This window comes from Anaerotignum propionicum DSM 1682 (genome assembly GCF_001561955.1).
Taxonomy (GTDB): Bacteria; Bacillota; Clostridia; order Lachnospirales; family Anaerotignaceae; genus Chakrabartyella; species Chakrabartyella propionicum.
Window position 1 is genome coordinate 652,878 of record NZ_CP014223.1, and the last position, 17,617, is coordinate 670,494.

The 17,617-nt window shown below is 38.9% G+C and carries 19 protein-coding genes and 1 riboswitch; of the genes, 17 read left to right on the forward strand and 2 right to left on the reverse strand.

Features of this window, described 5'->3' with window-relative positions; all coding sequences use genetic code 11:
* The first annotated feature begins 17 nt into the window (after positions 1-17).
* From CPRO_RS03120 to CPRO_RS03160, 8 genes are all read left to right on the forward strand, one after another.
* Positions 18-662, forward strand: coding sequence for a potassium channel family protein (locus CPRO_RS03120; RefSeq protein WP_066047768.1), 645 nt, complete (start codon positions 18-20; stop codon positions 660-662).
* A 340-nt stretch (positions 663-1,002) separates the two neighbouring features.
* Positions 1,003-2,499 carry an ATP-binding protein gene (locus CPRO_RS03125; RefSeq protein ID WP_257721897.1) on the forward strand — a complete coding sequence of 499 codons (1,497 nt, stop codon included), beginning with the start codon at positions 1,003-1,005 and terminating at the stop codon, positions 2,497-2,499.
* Complete coding sequence (locus CPRO_RS03130) at positions 2,492-3,193, forward strand: response regulator (RefSeq protein ID WP_066047771.1); 702 nt, start codon at positions 2,492-2,494, stop codon at positions 3,191-3,193. Before CPRO_RS03125 ends, CPRO_RS03130 begins: the two co-directional genes overlap by 8 nt.
* A 228-nt stretch (positions 3,194-3,421) precedes the next feature.
* Positions 3,422-4,492, forward strand: coding sequence for a GNAT family N-acetyltransferase (locus CPRO_RS03135; protein ID WP_066047772.1), 1,071 nt, complete (start codon positions 3,422-3,424; stop codon positions 4,490-4,492).
* 495 nt (positions 4,493-4,987) lie between these two features.
* Positions 4,988-5,404 carry a DUF3788 family protein gene (locus CPRO_RS03145; RefSeq protein ID WP_066047776.1) on the forward strand — a complete coding sequence of 139 codons (417 nt, stop codon included), beginning with the start codon at positions 4,988-4,990 and terminating at the stop codon, positions 5,402-5,404.
* A 108-nt stretch (positions 5,405-5,512) separates the two neighbouring features.
* Complete coding sequence (locus tag CPRO_RS03150) at positions 5,513-6,238, forward strand: AAA family ATPase (protein ID WP_066047778.1); 726 nt, start codon at positions 5,513-5,515, stop codon at positions 6,236-6,238.
* 60 nt (positions 6,239-6,298) lie between these two features.
* A complete protein-coding gene (locus CPRO_RS03155; RefSeq protein WP_066047779.1) occupies positions 6,299-6,940 on the forward strand; it encodes a cyclase family protein in 642 nt (213 codons plus the stop codon).
* Between the two features lie 299 nt (positions 6,941-7,239).
* Positions 7,240-7,323, forward strand: a riboswitch (cyclic di-GMP riboswitch).
* 91 nt (positions 7,324-7,414) lie between these two features.
* On the forward strand, positions 7,415-8,365 hold the full coding sequence (locus CPRO_RS03160) for a stalk domain-containing protein (RefSeq protein ID WP_066047781.1): 951 nt from the start codon (positions 7,415-7,417) through the stop codon (positions 8,363-8,365).
* Positions 8,366-8,669: 304 nt separating this feature from the next.
* Here the strand turns inward: CPRO_RS03160 and CPRO_RS03165 are convergent, their stop codons facing one another.
* Entirely contained in the window at positions 8,670-9,077 is a 408-nt protein-coding gene (locus CPRO_RS03165; protein ID WP_066047783.1) for a hypothetical protein, read from the reverse strand.
* Positions 9,078-9,275: 198 nt separating this feature from the next.
* Here CPRO_RS03165 and megL point away from each other — a divergent pair, with 198 nt between their 5' ends.
* The gene (megL, locus tag CPRO_RS03170) at positions 9,276-10,469 is read left to right on the forward strand and encodes a methionine gamma-lyase (RefSeq protein ID WP_066047785.1); all 1,194 of its coding nucleotides are present in this window, start codon (positions 9,276-9,278) and stop codon (positions 10,467-10,469) included.
* A 337-nt stretch (positions 10,470-10,806) separates the two neighbouring features.
* On the opposite strand, the gene CPRO_RS03175 is transcribed toward megL, so the two are convergent.
* Entirely contained in the window at positions 10,807-11,724 is a 918-nt protein-coding gene (locus CPRO_RS03175; RefSeq protein WP_066047787.1) for a LysR family transcriptional regulator, read from the reverse strand.
* Between the two features lie 155 nt (positions 11,725-11,879).
* Here CPRO_RS03175 and CPRO_RS03180 point away from each other — a divergent pair, with 155 nt between their 5' ends.
* The 8 genes from CPRO_RS03180 to fabG all read left to right on the forward strand — a co-directional run bounded on the left by CPRO_RS03180 (position 11,880) and on the right by fabG (position 17,617).
* On the forward strand, positions 11,880-12,539 hold the full coding sequence (locus tag CPRO_RS03180) for a B3/B4 domain-containing protein (RefSeq protein ID WP_066047788.1): 660 nt from the start codon (positions 11,880-11,882) through the stop codon (positions 12,537-12,539).
* 248 nt (positions 12,540-12,787) lie between these two features.
* The gene (locus tag CPRO_RS03185; protein ID WP_066047789.1) at positions 12,788-13,294 is read left to right on the forward strand and encodes an RNA polymerase sigma factor; all 507 of its coding nucleotides are present in this window, start codon (positions 12,788-12,790) and stop codon (positions 13,292-13,294) included.
* Positions 13,278-13,586 (forward strand): zf-HC2 domain-containing protein, encoded by a 309-nt coding sequence (locus tag CPRO_RS03190; RefSeq protein ID WP_066047791.1) that lies wholly within the window; start codon positions 13,278-13,280, stop codon positions 13,584-13,586. The genes CPRO_RS03185 and CPRO_RS03190 overlap by 17 nt, the downstream gene beginning before the upstream one ends.
* Positions 13,587-13,774: 188 nt before the next feature.
* Positions 13,775-14,728: a beta-ketoacyl-ACP synthase III gene (locus CPRO_RS03195; RefSeq protein WP_066047793.1), complete on the forward strand. Its 954-nt coding sequence runs from the start codon at positions 13,775-13,777 to the stop codon at positions 14,726-14,728.
* A gap of 63 nt (positions 14,729-14,791) precedes the next feature.
* Positions 14,792-15,016, forward strand: coding sequence for an acyl carrier protein (locus tag CPRO_RS03200; RefSeq protein WP_082754207.1), 225 nt, complete (start codon positions 14,792-14,794; stop codon positions 15,014-15,016).
* A 17-nt stretch (positions 15,017-15,033) separates the two neighbouring features.
* Positions 15,034-15,984 carry a nitronate monooxygenase gene (locus tag CPRO_RS03205; protein WP_066047797.1) on the forward strand — a complete coding sequence of 317 codons (951 nt, stop codon included), beginning with the start codon at positions 15,034-15,036 and terminating at the stop codon, positions 15,982-15,984.
* The gene (locus CPRO_RS03210; RefSeq protein ID WP_066047799.1) at positions 15,972-16,901 is read left to right on the forward strand and encodes an ACP S-malonyltransferase; all 930 of its coding nucleotides are present in this window, start codon (positions 15,972-15,974) and stop codon (positions 16,899-16,901) included. Before CPRO_RS03205 ends, CPRO_RS03210 begins: the two co-directional genes overlap by 13 nt.
* Positions 16,883-17,617, forward strand: coding sequence for a 3-oxoacyl-[acyl-carrier-protein] reductase (fabG, locus tag CPRO_RS03215; protein ID WP_066047801.1), 735 nt, complete (start codon positions 16,883-16,885; stop codon positions 17,615-17,617). Before CPRO_RS03210 ends, fabG begins: the two co-directional genes overlap by 19 nt.

Genomic DNA, 17,617 nt, shown 5'->3' on the forward strand with positions numbered 1-17,617 from the left:
GAAAGGAAGGCTGTAAAATGAAATCAATATTAATTGTTGGACTTGGAAGATTTGGCAGACATATGGCTCACAAACTGGTGGAGCAGGGGAATTCTGTTTTGGCGGTGGAAAAAAGTGAAGAGCGTGCGGATAACGCCATTAATATTGTACCGAATATTCAAATTGGGGATGCCGCAAATGAGGTTTTTGCCCAATCTTTAGGAGTTAGCAATTTTGACCTTTGTGTGATTGCCATTGGGGATGATTTTCAAATATCATTGGAAATCACTGTTTTATTTAAAGATTTGGGAGCGAAATTCATCTTAGCTCGTGCCAGTCGTGAAGTGCACCGAAAACTGCTGCTTCGCAATGGTGCCGATCATGTGGTTTATGCAGAACGGGAGATGGCGGAACGCTTAGCTATAAAATATGGTTCAAAAAACTTGTTTGATTATATTGAGTTGACACCGGAGGCGGCAATCTATGAAATGAGAGTTCCTGAAAGCTGGTATGGTAAAACAATATTGGAAAAGTCCGTTCGCACCAGATACCACATTAGTATTTTAGCAACTAAGAAAAAGGGCCAAATTATACCCCTTCCTCAACCAGAACATGTTTTCACTTCGGATGAAACCTTGATTGTGTTTGGTGGAAAAACTGCGGCACGAGATTTATTAAAGTAAGATTTTTAGATAAAATTCTTCCTGCTTTCAAAGAATCTAGGAAAGAATTGTTTAGAGCTGGGGCTGGTTTCAGATAAAAGGAATCTAGTTTAGGAAAAGCCAGCCAGTAAAGGGAATGAAGTGTGGGCTTATGGCATAGTATTCCTTAGAAACTTACAATATTGATAGAAATACGTTGCATGCTTAAGCAAAGGTGATTTTGGGGAACTTTCTGTACATAATGAAGAGTCAAGCAGAAATGCGTCCCTAATATTTTCGTTTTTAAATACACCAGCATTTCAAACGGAAAGGGGAACCGTGCTTGAGAAAAACCGGTAAAATAAAATGGCTGAATATTTTTTTGACAATTTTAGTATTGATAGGAACTTCCTTATTAGGAGGAGGATTCTATTCAATGGGTTTTGAGTCTTCTAATATTATCATGGTTTATATTCTGGGGGTTCTGTGCACAGCGGTTTTAACATCAAATCGTGTATATACTATGATTTCTGCCATGATCAGTGTTTTAACTTTCAACTTTTTCTTTACAGAGCCTGTTTTTACGTTTACTTCCTATGATACGGGGGATACCATAACAATTCTCATAATGTTTGTTGTTGCTATTTTTGCTGGCAGCCTGGCTGTAAAAATTAAGTTGCAGGCAGAACAATCCGAGGCAATGGCCTTTAGAACCAAAATCCTGTTGGAAACAAATCAGCTATTACAGCAGGCCAAGGATATGGATGGCATTTTGGAGGAAACGGCAAAGCAGCTGGTAAAATTATTGGATCGAACGGTAATATTCTACAGAAAAGAAGGCGGTAATCAATTATCAAAAGGGATTTTATTTCAGGGGACGAATGAATCTAATGGTTTGGCATATCTCACCCAAAAGGAGATGGATGCAGCCCTCTGGACATTTTATCATAACCAACAGGCAGGTGCGGGTACGGCTGAATTTGGTGATGCCCTTTGCAGGTATCTAGCTATAAGAAGCAAAGGAACTGTTTTTGGGGTATATGGAATAGCCATTCACGGAAAGCCTTTTGATACTTTTGAAACAAATTTACTGTTATCAATTTTAGGGGAGTGTGCCTTGGCTCTTGAAAAGGAGCTCATAAGCCGCCAAAGAGAAGAAGCGGCGGCTCAGGCGAAAAACGAGAAGCTACGGACAAATCTTCTAAGAGGCATTTCCCATGACCTTAGAACGCCATTAACCAGTATTTCAGGAAATGCGGCGGTGCTATTAAATAATGGAGATACCATTGATGAAGAACGTAGGAAAAATTTATATCTGGATATTTATGATGATTCTATGTGGCTGATAAATCTGGTGGAAAACCTACTTTCGGTTACGCGAATTGAAAATGGAACCATGAAGCTGTATTTGCAGTCGGAGCTTATGGAAGAGGTAATTACCGAGGCAATGCGTCATATTGATCGTAAAAGGACGGAGCATGTGATTACCATTGAGGAAAGTGACGAAATGCTCCTAGCAAAAATAGATGCCCGCTTGATTATGCTGGTGGTGATAAATCTGGTAAATAATGCAATTAAATACACAAAGGTGGGTTCGGAAATTAAAATCAGCATGAAGCGTGTCGGTGATCAAATTCAGGTTTCTGTAGCGGATAACGGAGAGGGGATTCCCCATACTCTAAAGAAAAAGCTTTTTGAGTTGTTTTATACCGCAGGATATACGATTTCAGATAAAGGCAGGGGCTTGGGATTAGGACTGCCTCTTTGTAAAAGTATCATTTTAGCCCATGGCGGAACGATTACCATAACAGATAATATTCCCCACGGAGCAGTTTTTACCTTCACATTACAGGCAGAGGAGGTACCTACACATGAATAAGCCTTTTATTTTAATTGTTGAGGACGACAGCGCAGTGCGCAATCTGATTTCAACTACGATGGAAACCCAAGATTATAAGTATCATACTGCGGCTTCAGGTGGTGAAGCCTTAATTGCAGCCGTTTCTCAAAATCCGGATGTGGTTTTATTAGACTTGGGACTGCCGGATATGGATGGCGTGGAAATTATTAAAAAGATTCGTTCATGGTCAAATATGCCTATTATTGTAATCAGCGCAAGGGCTGAGGATCAAGATAAAATTGAAGCGTTGGACGCAGGGGCAGACGATTATTTGACAAAACCCTTTTCTGTGGAGGAGTTATTGGCTCGTTTGAGGGTGGCATTAAGAAGGATAAGCTATACACAGCGTATGGGTAGGGAGCAGGTTGAGTTTGTGAATGGTGATTTACGTGTGGATTATGCTTCCGGCTGTGGATATTTTGCAGGGGAAGAGTTGCACTTGACCCCGATAGAATATAAGTTATTATGCCTGCTAAGTAAAAATGTAGGAAAGGTTCTGACACATACCTATATTACCAAAGAAATTTGGGGTAGTACATGGGACAATGACATTGCTTCTCTAAGGGTATTTATGGCAACTTTACGAAAGAAGATTGAAGAAAACCCAGCACAACCACAATATATTCAAACCCACGTTGGTGTTGGATACAGGATGCTGCGTATTGAGGAATAAAAATGCACCGATAGTTTGAAGTTAGCTGACGAAAGAAGTTGGCCGGCGACATCCTATTTCGGTGCTTTTTTTAAAGAATAATATAATTCAAAGTTCAAATTTATAAATAATTTTTAAACATATTTGAAACAAAGTGTAAGAAAGTTGACAGAAATTCCTAATAGAATAAAAATAAAAGACGTGTATACTTAAAAGTATAAGTAATTTATACGCAGGGGGTATTAAAAGATGAAGAAAAAAGGTTTGGCTATCGCTTGTGCAGTAACAATGCTGGCATCTTCGGTGCCTGCACGTGCGGCGGATGGCATTAAGGTTTTTGTAAATAATTACGAGGTGGTTTTTCAAGGGCAACAGCCTGTGATTGCCGACGGTTACACCTTAATTCCGGTAAGGGGAGCCTTGGAGGCTATGGGTGTTCAGGTGGTTTGGAATGAAAAAGAAAAATCAGTTTTGCTGACGAAGGACAAACAGGAGGCAAAGCTTGTGATTGGCAAAAAATCTTTTGAGGGCGGCAAGGTTCAGTTGGAAACTCCTGCACAGATTATAGGTGGCTCAACTATGATTCCTTTAAGAGCAGTTGCAGAATATTTTAACGGACATGTAGCTTGGGATGGAAAGAGTAAGACTGTTTCAATTACCATTGACAAGAAAGAAGATGCATATTCTGCTGTTACATATAAAAAGGATTTAAAGGCAGCAAATGGCACAGTCTTAATTACGGGTACTGTGAAATATCCTCAGCTTAATACTGAGACGTTAGGTGTAGAGGCAAGAGCAATCAATGATAAAATAGCCTCATGGGCAAAGGGAAGCTTAGAATCCTACTTATCTGAAAACAAGGAGTTGGTAACAAAAGAAGCTGGAGATTTAGGCAGTGATTTTAAAACCCATGATTTTATTATTGATTTTGAAACACCTTATTTTAAGGACAATATATTCTCTTTTTATAGCAATCAATATACCTATACAGGCGGTGCTCATGGTAATTCCTACGCAAAGGGTTTTACATATGATTTAAAAGCTGGAATAGAGAAATCCTTGTCAAATTTTGTGGCATTGAAAGATACAAATCCTGAGAGGGCATTTTTGAAGAATATCATAAAAGACGATATCAAACAAAATCCTTCCAAATATTTCGAGGGTGCAGATAAAATGTTGGAGGAAAGCCAGGCAGATATTGGCTTCTATTTGACAGCTGAAAATCAGCTGGTGGTATTTATTAGTGAAGCTGGGGTAGTTTCTCCTTATTCTTCAGGAATCATCAGGGTTGAAAAAAAACTGGCTTTGGGAAATAAGTAAAACATTTAGAACTTCTGAAAAGGAGTACAACTATTCGATAGATAGTGAAAAAATGAAATGGCGCCAATTTGATGAAAAACAAGTTGGCGTCATTTTTATGTCTCTAAAAAATGGAGAGGGTAGAAAAAATTTCTGGTATAGGAAATCCAATATGAACGATGTGCTAGAAGTTTTCTTGTGGACTTTCAGCTAAGATATTAATATGAACGTTCTCAATTGGGTCATCATGAAGAGCGTGGATATTTTCCACACTTGATGTTGGTTCGCCGGACAAGACTGCATTATACAGTCTTTAGATATTCCGTCATATGACTCGACCCGAGCTTCCGGTTTTCCTTCCTCCTCGTATTCCTTATGTTAGAATTATTTTACATATATCATTCACTGGAGTTTAACCTAAGTTGGAGGGTTGTTTTTTTTTGGAAAATACTGTGGTATAATAAAATATGCAAGCCATATAAACATGAGATAAATATATGGAAGGGGAGAAATAGGTTGGAGAGGCCATTATTAAACGATGGAAATCAGTATCCTACGGATATCATTTTAGCTTCTGTGTTGGGCAACAGCATGGAAGTTTATCAAGCGTTCGTAAGTAATCTTTCAAAATATCAGATTGATCTGGAATGGCACTATTATAATGATAGCAAATCGTGGCTTGGAAAAGCTGTTTCAAAAAAGAGAACTGTTTTTTGGCTGTCAATTTGGCAAGGCTTTTTTAAAGTGAGTTTTCACTTTGCCGGAAAAACCCACTTGGACATAATGAATCTGCCTATCGCAGTTGATATAAAAAGGGAAATAGAAAATGCACCTATTAAAGGAAAGTTAGTAAGTGTTGCAATTAAAGTTTCAGACAAAGCACATCTTGACGATATCTATACATTGATGTCTTATAGACAAAGCTGTAAATAAATCAGTGACATGAAAAAATCAATATAAGTTATTGACGGATAAAACAGATAAATTATCATTTATTTTAAGCTTGCTGAAGTACATTATAATAGGAAAGGAGGGACTAGCATGAGCTCTCCCCGATATATTCGAGATGTAACATTAACTTTGCCTGTTTCCAAGGAATCATATCTGTCCCAGATTCCTGCAGTTCAACACTTAATGACAAATAAAAGGCTATTACTCACGAGTCCAGTTACTTTCTTTGTTGGCGAAAATGGTACGGGCAAATCCACGCTGCTTGAAGCAATTGCAGTTGCATACGGTTTCAACGCCGAGGGTGGAACCAAAAACTTTCAGTTTTCCACAAATAGCTCACACTCGGAACTGTATAAACATTTGTCACTACTAAAAGCTGCTTATGCCAAGGATGGATTTTTTCTTCGGGCTGAGAGCTTTTACAATGTGGCTAGTTATGTGGATGAAGTGAATGCTGTTGATAGCTATGGAGGGACTTCTTTACACTGTCAATCCCATGGTGAAAGTTTTTTGGCATTGGTTCAGAATAGATTTAGTGGAAATGGTTTATATATTTTAGATGAACCGGAAGCGGCACTCTCGCCATTGAGGTTGCTTACTTTAATGGGGGAAATTGATATTCTTGTGAAAAATAATTCACAATTTTTGATTGCCACACATTCACCTATGCTTATGATGTTTCCGAATGCGGAAATTTTAGAATTTTCGGAGAAAGGAATAAAGTCTGTTTCTTACAAGCAAACGGAACATTACCGGATTACAAGAAGTTTTTTAGAGAATCCCGAGAAAATATTAAAGCACCTGCTATCCAGATGATTTTTTATCTGAGGATTTTAAACATGAACTATGCAATTATGTAAAGCGAGGAGGAATTATATGAAGATTATTGATTTGACACACACCATTTCAAATACAATCCCTGTTTATCCTGGTACGGAGGGTCCCAACCTCTCTATTTCCAATACATATGAAGAAGATGGTTTCAAAGAAACCCTACTGAAGATGTTTTCTCATACAGGAACCCATATGGATGCGCCCCATCATATTTTCCCCAAGGGTATTTCTTTAGATAAAAAGGATGCATCAGGATTTGTGGGGAAAGCCTGTGTCATTGATGCCACCGACGTTCCAGAAGGAGGAATGATCGATATTTCCTATATTGAACGAAACAAAGAGCGTGTGGAGAGAGCCGAATTTATACTTTTCCGAACGGGTTGGGAAAAATATTGGGGGCAAGATGCTTATTTTGGTGAGTATCCTGTGATTTCAAAAGAAGTTGCCAGATATCTGGTAGAGCATAATAAAAAAGGTATTGGTTTGGATAATATCGGTTTAGATCCCATATCCGATACTGCCCTTACATTGCATCATATTATTTTGGAGAAAGAAACGATGGTAATCATTGAAAATCTTTGTAATCTAGATTTGATAGGTGAAGAGGATTTTTTGCTGGCGGCGCTTCCTTTGAAGTTTGAGAACTCTGATGGGGCTCCCATTAGGGCGGTTGCTATTTTGTGATAAGGGTGAAGGAACCATATTGCTTGGCGATTCACGGGATATAAGAACATTAAAATGCAAAAAAAATAATTAGGGAACCCCCATTTGTAACAGCAGGCTGCTTTGCCGCTGTTTAAATTCATGTACTTTATTATCTTATAGGCGCGCGCGAAATTGTTTATCAAATGCTTTTTAGGTAAATAGGGGTTTTAGGGTTTATACTACGTTTTTAGCACGCTTGTGTAAACTTAAAATAAAACATAACATTATTCCCGAAAATATTGACATAATATGTCGAAATTATTATAATTAATAAATATCTCAGATAATGGCAAACTCGGCGAAAGCCAAGGACGCAAAGCCACGGGTCTAAAGCATTCTGCTATGATAGCCGGGTTACCGAAGAGGTCACAGGGTTAATAGACTGTGTGTCAATTTCGGCACGCAGTTTTTTAATACATTTTATTCTATCTAAAAGAAGGGGAGTGTAACAAAATGAAAAAAAATTTGAAATTATTTTTTGCAATTACTGTGGCCATGTCGGTGTCAGTTACTCCAGTTGCAGCTAAGCCTGCTGAAGGAAAGTCCAATGTTTCAGCCTCACAAAAAGAAACTAAGGAAAAAGAAATCTCAAGTGCTATAAATGAAACTGATGACGCAAAAGCTTCAAGCCAGAAAACAGAAGTAAATAGCCAAGCAAATAAAAAAACTTTTAGAAATGAACTGAATGAGCAAAAGAAGGATCTACAACAAGAAAAAATTTCTTTAAACCAACAGTTAGATGACCTTAAATTAAAATATGAGAATTTGATTGCATCGGGAGATGCAGAAGGTGCAAAATCTGTTTTAGAAAACATAACTGCACTGAATCAGCAGATTCAGGATATGAATGCTCAGATTAAACAAACAATAAATGAGCGTTATATGCTTGTGAAAACAATGTATACTAATGAAGAGCTTGCTGAATTTTCCAATGCGAAAGAATTAATTTCTAAGATGTACGCTGATGCTGAAGTATTATCAGCTGGCAGCGTGACTATAAATAATAACCTAATTAAGTTTGATACACCTGCATATATTAAAAATGGCGTGACATTAGTACCACTCAGAGCCATATCAGAAGCGTTGGGCGGGGAAGTGTCATGGGATGCAGAAACACAGACTGTAGTAATAAAGAATGGTGATACGGTAGTTCAAATCACTGCAAACAGCACAACAGCTACAGTTAACGGTGAAACTGTTAAAATAAGTGCTCCACCCACTAAAAATTGTGGCAGGACATATGTCCCTCTCCGTTTCTTAGCTGAAGCATTAGGTTTTAATACAGAATGGGATAGTGAAAATGAACAGATTGCTATCAGTGATGATGTAGAAACACCTGTACAAGAAGAATCTACAAATGACAGTGTGAGTACCAGCGATGAGGTGGCATCTGTTCAGGGATAATTATAATAGTACTACTAAAAAGTGTGCGCAGTAAAAACAGCCTCCTATGTTGCAAAAATATAGGAGGTTTTACTGTGCCTAGAAAAATAGAAAAACTGAAGGTAACATTTTTAAATATTTATGATTAATAAACGGTAGTGAAACTACTCTTTGGACTTATTCTCACCTGTGACCAAATAGCAAGAGGTCTTAGTAGAAGGATTCCAGAAGATATATCATGTAGATGAATAGTACATTTTAGTACGAATTGATAGAAAAGAGCCTTGGAAATGCCATAATTACAGCATTCCAAGGCATATTATTTTTATTCCGTTTCAATTATGGCGTAGATTTCTGCCGCCATTTTTTGATAATACCCTGTTTTATCTTCGGAAACCAGTTTCGCTGTTTGGGATTCATAATACTTTCCGCATGCTTCCAAGGCGTCAAAACCATGCTTCTTTGCAAGCAAAGCCACAACCTCAGAAACCAAGGCGGTACGCTCTTTGTAGTGGGCGTAGTCGTTTTCCTCAGCGTCGCTTTCCATTGCCACAATTCCATCTATCATTCCGGCATAAAACTCCAAATCCATTTCTGGGAAGTTTTTTTGGCTCTCTAAAATCATGTCAAGAATAGAGGTTTGTCGAAATGAAAGAAACACTTTATCAGCGGGAATATTCTTTAGAAAACTGTAATATTCAACGCATGATACAATCAATACTTTTTGCTCCATTTTTGTTCTCTCCTTTACAATTCATCACTGAGTATGATACCTGTTTTTAAGGTGAATTTCAAGGGGATGGGACAAGTAAAGTCAGTTATCAGTTTTTTAGATAACTGAGTATAAAAAACCGCTAATAACTGGATAAATTTTCTCTATGATATAATAATAAGTACATTATAAATTATATTCGGAAAAGGAGTGTTTTACATGGCACACGGGAGCAGCGGTTTTGGCACAAAAGCAATTCATGCAGGAAATCTTAGGGATAAACAATATGGTTCACTGACAATGCCCATTTATCAAACATCTACATTCTTTTTTGAAAACTGCGAACAAGGGGGACATCGTTTTGCAGGACAAGAGAATGGCTATATTTATACCCGTTTAGGCAATCCTACCACCTCTGTTTTGGAAAGCAAGGTTGCGGCTTTAGAAAATGGTGAAGCCTGTGTTGCTGCATCCAGCGGTATGGGTGCAATTTCTTCCTGCCTTTGGAGTATTGCAGGTGCCGGAAAACACATTTTGGCGGACGAGACCCTTTATGGTTGTACTTTTGCGTTATTACAGCATGGAATGACACGCTATGGCGTTGATGTTACCTTTGTGGACACTTCCAATTTAGAAGAAGTAAAGGCAAATTTAAAAGAAAATACTGTTTGTGTTTATTTGGAAACACCTGCGAACCCTAATTTAAAAATTGCCGATATTTCTGAGATATCAAGAATCGCTCATGAATTTAATCCTGCTATCAAGGTTGTATGTGATAACACCTTTGCATCACCCTATCTGCAAAGACCTTTAGAATTGGGTGCGGATGTTGTTGTTCACTCTGCAACAAAATATTTGAATGGTCATGGAGATGTGATTGCAGGATTTGTAATTGGCAAGGCGGACTTTATGCAGGAAGTAAGAATGTTTGGTCTTAAAGATATGACAGGAGCTGTGCTTGGGCCTTTTGAGTCCTTCTTAATTTTAAGAGGCTTAAAAACCTTGGAAATTCGTATGCAAAGACATTGTGCAAGTGCGAAGGCAATCGCCGAGTTTTTGGACGGACATGAAAAAGTGGAAAAAGTCTACTTCCCCGGCCTAGTAAACCATCTCGGGCATGAAATTGCCAAGAAACAAATGGACGATTTTGGTGGCATGATTTCTTTTGAGGTGAAGGGTGGCAAAGAAGCAGGCATGAAATTTGTAAACAGTCTGTCACTGGCAACCATTGCTGTTTCCTTAGGAGATGCTGAAACTTTAATCGAGCATCCCGCATCTATGACCCACTCAACCTATGGAGAGGAAGATTTGAAAGCCGCAGGCATTTCTGCCGGACTCATTCGTTTATCTGTAGGGTTGGAGAATGTTGAGGATATCATTGAAGATTTGAGAATGGGATTGGAAAAAATTTAATAAAAAGAAGTGATCTTTTCTATTTACTTGCACAAAAATGATGATATATCTGCTGTGAGAGAACACACTATGAAAAGCTGAAAAGCTTGTTTTCGAGTATTTAGCTGACTGTAAATAAATTGATTGTCTGAGATTTTTTGATGATAGCAATGTAAACTGCCAAAGCACATGGTGGGTATAAAGAGAGATTATATTATAAGGAAGTATAAAAATCCCATTTATGAGAGAGAAAGAGAAAATATGAATTAAAGTAAGAACCCTTTTGTTCTAAATATGCTTTTTCAGGTTTAAGGCCGCCGTTAATTAACGGCGGCCTTGTTTATTTTATCAGTAAGAATCAGTATTTTTTTATTTGCTCTTCCAAAATTTCAACGAACTCCTTTGCTTTTTGGGAAAGAAGTTCTCCTTTTCTGGAAATCCACCCAATGCACATATCACAAACAGGAGAAGCCAAGGGGATTGCTGAGATGCGTGGATCATAATACCCTTCGGGTAAAACGCCGCTTCCTGTTGAAATTGCAGTGGTATGGGCAATAATATTATAGGCAGTTGCCCGATCATTCACGTAAATAATTTGGCTATATTCTATATTTTGACTGAGCACTGCTTCTTCTGAAAAATTCAGAGAGCTTTCTTCCTTTTTTGAGAATATGACAAAGGGATAATTTTTTAGCTCATCTAGAGAGATTTCTTCTTTTTGTGCCAAGGGATGTACTTTATTCATAAAAACATGAGGTCGCAGACGTTTCATTTCGTGGAAAACTAAGTTTTTAGAGTCAAATAGCTTACTTAGAAAAACTTCTGTAATATCTGAAAGGAAAATAATTCCTAAATCGCTTTTTCCATTATGTACTTCTTCTATAACCTTACCCATGGGACATTCCTTAAAGCCATATCGAAAGAATGGATCATTTTGTTTTTTCAAAAATTCCACAAAGGCCTTGGCACAGAAGGGGTAGCGCTGGGTTGAAATATAGAGATGGTTATTGATTGGGCCATTTTTTCCGGTATAGAAAAGAGATACTTCTTTTGCTTGTAGCAAAAGAGGATGGATCTTTGCAATAAATTCCTGACCTTCCTCTGTTAAAGAAATGCCCCTATTGCTGCGAACAAAAATGGAAATACCCAATTCCTCTTCCAATTCTTTAATGGCGGAGGAAATTGCAGATTGAGAAACAAATAAGTTTTGAGCTGCTTTATTCATAGAACCGCAATGATAAATTTCCATGATATATTCCAACTGCATTAGGGTCATAGAGGACGCGCTCCTTTTTCTTTTTATCATAACATAAGATTTCATGAAAAAGTAAGTGTAGGAGCAAATTTTTAAAAAACACATGATTTTCCTTGACAAGATGTTTTTTTGTCGTAAGCTGGAAGAATGAGAATTTTAGAAGGGAGTAACATATTATGAAAAATATTTCAATAGATAGCAGTATAAAAGAGAGATGTCCTGAAGCGGTTTTGGGGGTATTACAGTGTAAGGTTGCAGTGAAAGAAGATGATGCCCTTTTCTTGGAATTATTAAATGATAAAATTGCAGAGTTGGCTGAGATTGAACTTTCTCAAGCAAATAAGAGAGAAAAAATTCAATCCACACGAAAAGCTTATAAGGCTTTGGGTAAGGATGCAAATCGCTATCGTTGCTCTGCCGAGGCAATGTGCCGTAGGATTTCTAAGGAAAGAGGACTGTATTATATTAATAATGTGGTAGATATTAATAATTATCTGTCCATAAAAACAGGTTATTCCATGGGGACTTATGATTTAGAGCAGGTGCAGGGAGATATTTTATGGGCTCGTGCCCCCGAGGGCACAGCGTATCAAGGGATTGGCAAGAATGTATTGAATATTGAATTTTTGCCTGCATTGTTTGATGAAAAAGGGCCATTTGGAAACCCCACCAGCGATAATACTAGGGCGATGATTACAGAAAAAACCAAGGAGATTGTTATGGTTTTTTATGTCTTTGACGGAGGTGAAGGGCTTTTAGAGCTTCTGAAAGAAGCAGAAACACTGCTCCAAGAGTTTGCTGGAGGGTATGAGTTTAAAGGGGAAATTGTTGAGTAATGGTTGCAGTGCTTTAAAGAAAATGGAAGACTTTTGATAAGTAGGCAACACTCGAAAGGCTTGGGCTCATTTAAAAAGAAAGGTCGACTTCATTTTATTCAGTGCAGACTCCAAAGCAAGACAATGAGTTTTTATATTTAATTGGGATGATAAAAACCGATGACCATGCTTACTAAAGTCTTTCGTGTGGATTTTTTAAAAAATCTATGGTATGATGTCACTAGATTTTATTGAAAGAAGGTGATGGATTGAAATCCTTCGAAGCCCTTTATACAGAGTATTACGACAGGGTATATTGTTTTTTATATCGGCTTTGTGCCGATGGAGATTTGGCAGAGGATATGACCCAGGAAACGTTTTTACAGGCGTATACTTCCTTTCACAGATTCCGTGGAGAGTGTGAACTTTTTACTTGGTTGGCTTCCATTGGAAAACATGTGTATTTTAAATATTTAAAAAAAAATAAATTGGATTTGGATTCGGCCAATCTGGAATTGGTTGTAAACACATATTGTGATGGATGTGTTGATCCGGAAGAGCATATGAGAAGAAAAGATGTAGAGAAGGCGGTACGGGCAATTATTGAGGGTATTCCGAAAAAGTATCGGGATGTTATATTACTACGTATTTATGCCGAATTATCTTTTTCTCAGATTGCCTTGGTTTTAAAAATTAGTGAAAATTCTGCAAAGGTTATTTATTTTAGGGCAAAAAAAATGCTGGTGGAGGTGTTAAAACATGAGTTTGAACTGTGATATTGTTAAGGATCTTGTGGCATTATACCACGACGGCGTGGCAAGCGAAGCCAGTGAATCTGCTGTAGAGACTCATTTAAAAGAATGTAAAAGCTGTCGAAATTATTATAAACAGTATGGAAATACTCAGCCTGCTTCTTTAAAGTTTGATGTGAATGCCTCTGGAGATTATGGGGAATTGGCAAAGCATATGCGAATCCGCAGGTTATGGATGTTAGTTTCCGCATTAGCATATGTAAGTGCTTCTTTGTGTGCATTTATCATGCTTTTTATGCGAATTAGGAAAAAATGAATAAAATTTTCAAAAATTAGAAAATTATAATAAAATGATAAAAAGTTGGAAAGATAGGCTTTATAGCCTGTCTTTTCTTTTTTTGGAGAGATAAGTCGAAAATTTTTTTATTTTTCTTGTAACCTTTTTCAAATTTTTAGGTACTAAGTATGCATAACACAAAAGAATGCGGCTCGGAGGATTGTAAAATGACTTTTAATGTGCTTGGAACGGGGATGTATGTACCCCCGAGGATTGTAACCAATGAAGATATTTCAAAATTTGTGGATACCAACGATGAGTGGATTATGCAGAGAGTGGGCGTAAAGCAAAGACATATCAGCGAGGATGAAACTGCGGCGGACATGGGATACAAGGCAGCCTTGGCAGCTCTGGAAAATAGTGGTGTTAAGAAAGAGGAAATTGATTTGATCTTAGCAGCCAGTGTGAGTGGTGAGTCAATTTCTCCTTCTGTTTCCTGCATGATTCAAAATCTTTTGGGTGTTTCCTGTATGGCTTTAGACATTAGTGCTGCTTGCTCAGCCTTTGTTTTTATGTTAGAAACAGCGGCGGGTTTTTTTGCGCGAGGCCGTGCAAAGAAGGTTTTGGTGATTGGCGCGGAACGTTTGAGCCGTATTGTTGATTGGGAAGATAGAGGAACCTGTGTTATTTTTGCGGATGGTGCCGGTGCCATGGTGCTTGGCGAGGGTGATTCTTATATGGATGCTGTCTTTGATGTAAAAGGTGGTTCTGATGTAATGGATATTCCTCAGTTTATCGGCAAATCCCCCTTTTATAAAGGAACCCAGAAAAAGCCTTATATTCATATGGCAGGGCAGGAAACTTTTAAATTTGCAGTAAATGCAATATGTAATGATTGCACTACCCTTTTGAAACGGCAAGGGCTGACCATGGACGATATAAAATATATTGTTCCCCATCAAGCCAACAAACGAATTATAGATTTTGCCAGTGTAAAGCTGAAGGTGCCAAATGAAAAGTTTTATGTAAATATTGAACGATTTGGTAATACCTCCTCAGCAAGCATTCCCATTGCATTGGATGAATTGAATCGTCAGGGAATGCTGAAAAAAGGCGATTTGCTTTTGCTGCCTGCTTTTGGCGGCGGTTTGGCAAGTGCGACTTGTATTTTAAGATGGTAATGAACGCCTATAGGCTTCATATATAAACTAAAAAATAATTGTATTTAAAAGGAGATTATAATCATGGTATTTGAAAAAGTTGCAGCAATGTTGGCAGAAAAATTGGAATGTGAAGTTAGCGAAATTAAAATGGACACAAAGTTTGAAGCTTTGGGCATTGATTCTTTGGATGTTATGGAATTGCTTATGAACGTGGAAGAAGAATTTGGCACTGAAATCGAATTGGGTGAAAACAAAGTAAACGCAGTAGGCGACTTAGTTACACTTATCGAAAACAAATTGAAGTAAGAGAGGAGGAGGACAGAATGATCCTTTCACCGATCTGTTCTATGTTGGGAATTGAATACCCCATTTTTCAGGGCGGCATGGCATGGATTGCCGATGGCAAGCTTGCGGCGGCGGTTTCAAACGGCGGCGGCTTAGGCATTATCTCTGCAATGAATGCCGGGGGAGATTATCTTCGTGAGCAAATTCAAATTGCACGAGGTTTAACTGATAAACCCTTTGGCGTAAATATTATGCTGATGAGCCCCCATGTGGAGGAGGTCGCTAAAATTGTTGTGGAGGAAAAGGTTCCTGTGGTAACCACGGGCGCCGGAATCCCTACAAAATTCATTCCTATGTGGAATGAGGCGGGAATTAAAGTAATTCCTGTTGCGGCATCTGTAGCGGCGGCAAAGATGATGGAAAAAGCAGGGGCAACGGCGGTTATTGCCGAAGGCGGCGAATCCGGCGGTCATATCGGCGATATGAGTACTATGCCTTTAATCCCTCAGGTTTGCGACGCTGTGAAAATTCCTGTATTGGCGGCAGGTGGTATTGGTGATGGCAGAGGAATTGCGGCGGCCTTTATGTTGGGAGCTGTTGGGGTACAAATGGGTACCAGATTCCTTTTGGCAGAGGAGTGTTCCGTTCATTCCAACTATAAAGAAATGGTTTTAAAGGCAAGTGATATTTCTACCACAGCCACTGGCAGAAGATTTGGCGGAAATACATGTCGTAGTTTGAAAAATAATTTTACAAGAGAATTCTTGAAAAAAGAGTATGCGCCTGAAACCACACCGGAGATGGTGGCGGAATTAGGTGTAGGCGCTTTGAGAAAGGCGGCTGTGGAAGGTGACACCAAGGATGGCTGCTTTTTAGCTGGGCAGATTTCAGGTTTGGTGAAAAAAGAACAGCCTGCCGCAGAAATTTTAAAGGAAATTGCCATAGAGGCAGAGCTTTTGTTAAAAGGAGGCACAAAATGGGTAAAATAGCATTTGTTTTCTCTGGTCAAGGCGCGCAGAAAGCGGGCATGGGCAAAAGCTTTTATGATGCAAAGGAAAGTATTCGAAACTTATTTGATGGGGCGGAAGAAATTCGCCCCAATACCTTGAACCAGTGCTTTTTTGGAACAGAGGAAGAACTGAAAAATACGGAAAATACGCAGCCCTGCTTATATTTAACAGATTTAGCAGCGGCATTGGCATTGAAAGAAGAAGGCATTATGCCTGATGGTGTGGCGGGCTTTTCCTTAGGGGAAATACCAGCGCTGGCCTTTGCAGGAGCTTATACTCCCTTAGATGGTTTTCGACTAGCCTCTTACAGAGGAAAGGTTATGGCAAGAGAAGCCGTGAAAAACCCCGGTTCCATGCTTGCCATCATGAAGCTTGAAAACAGCAAGGTTGAGGAAATATGCAAAAGCTTTGAACAGGTTTATCCTGTAAACTACAATGGCCCCGGGCAATTAGTGGTTGCAGGGCAAAAAGAGGAAATGGATGCCTTTTCTAAGGCAGTGAGAGAAGCTGGCGGCAGAGGGTTGCCCATTAAGGTTGGCGGTGGTTTTCATTCTCCATTTATGAAAGAAGCGGCAAAGGATTTTGCCCAGGTTCTAACAGAATATCAGATTCAAAAGCCCCAAATTCCCGTATATTCCAATTATATGGCAAAGCCTTACGAGGAAGATGTGAGAGCTTGGATGGCACCCCAAATTGATCATGCTCTGCGTTGGCAGGAAAGCATAGAGCAAATGGCGGCAGATGGTTTTGATACCTTTATTGAAGTAGGCATAGGGGATACCCTTAAGAAGTTAATTTCTCGTATCTTGCCTGATAGCAAGGTCTATGCTGTTTCTTCCATGGAGGAGATACAAAAGCTGAAAGAGGAGGATTTGATATGCTCAAAGGAAAAGTAGCAGTGGTGACGGGTGGTTCCAGAGGAATTGGCGCCGCTATTTGCAAATTATACGCGACAAATGGAGCAGATATTGCTTTTTTATATGCAGGAAATACCCAAAAGGCTGAAGAAACACAAAAGGAATTGGAGGCACTTGGGGTAAAGGCCAAAGGCTATCAATGTAATGTTGCCGATGCGGAGCAGGTTTCAGCTAAGGTGAAGGAAATTGTGGCTGATTTTGGCGGAATTCACATTTTGGTGAATAACGCAGGAATTACAAAGGACAGTTTGATTCCGATGATGAAGGTTGAGAATTTTGACAGTGTGGTAGACACTAATTTAAAGGGTGCTTTTTACATGATTAAGCAGGTGTACCCACTGTTTCTGAAACAAAAAAGCGGAAAAATTATTAATGTCAGCTCAGTATCCGGCTTAATGGGAAATGCAGGTCAGTCCAATTATTCTGCTTCCAAGGCGGGCTTGATTGGTTTGACAAAATCTGTAGCAAAAGAATTGGCATCCCGTGGGGTTTGCTGTAATGCCATTGCACCGGGTTTTATTGCAACGGATATGACAGAGACATTTACTTCAAATGATGAGATTAAAAACGCGATTCCCATGAAACGCTTTGGGCAGGCGGAGGATGTGGCAAAATTGGCGCTATTCCTTGCTAGCGATGCATCAAATTATATTACCGGCGAAGTAATCCGCATCGACGGCGGCATGGCAATGTAG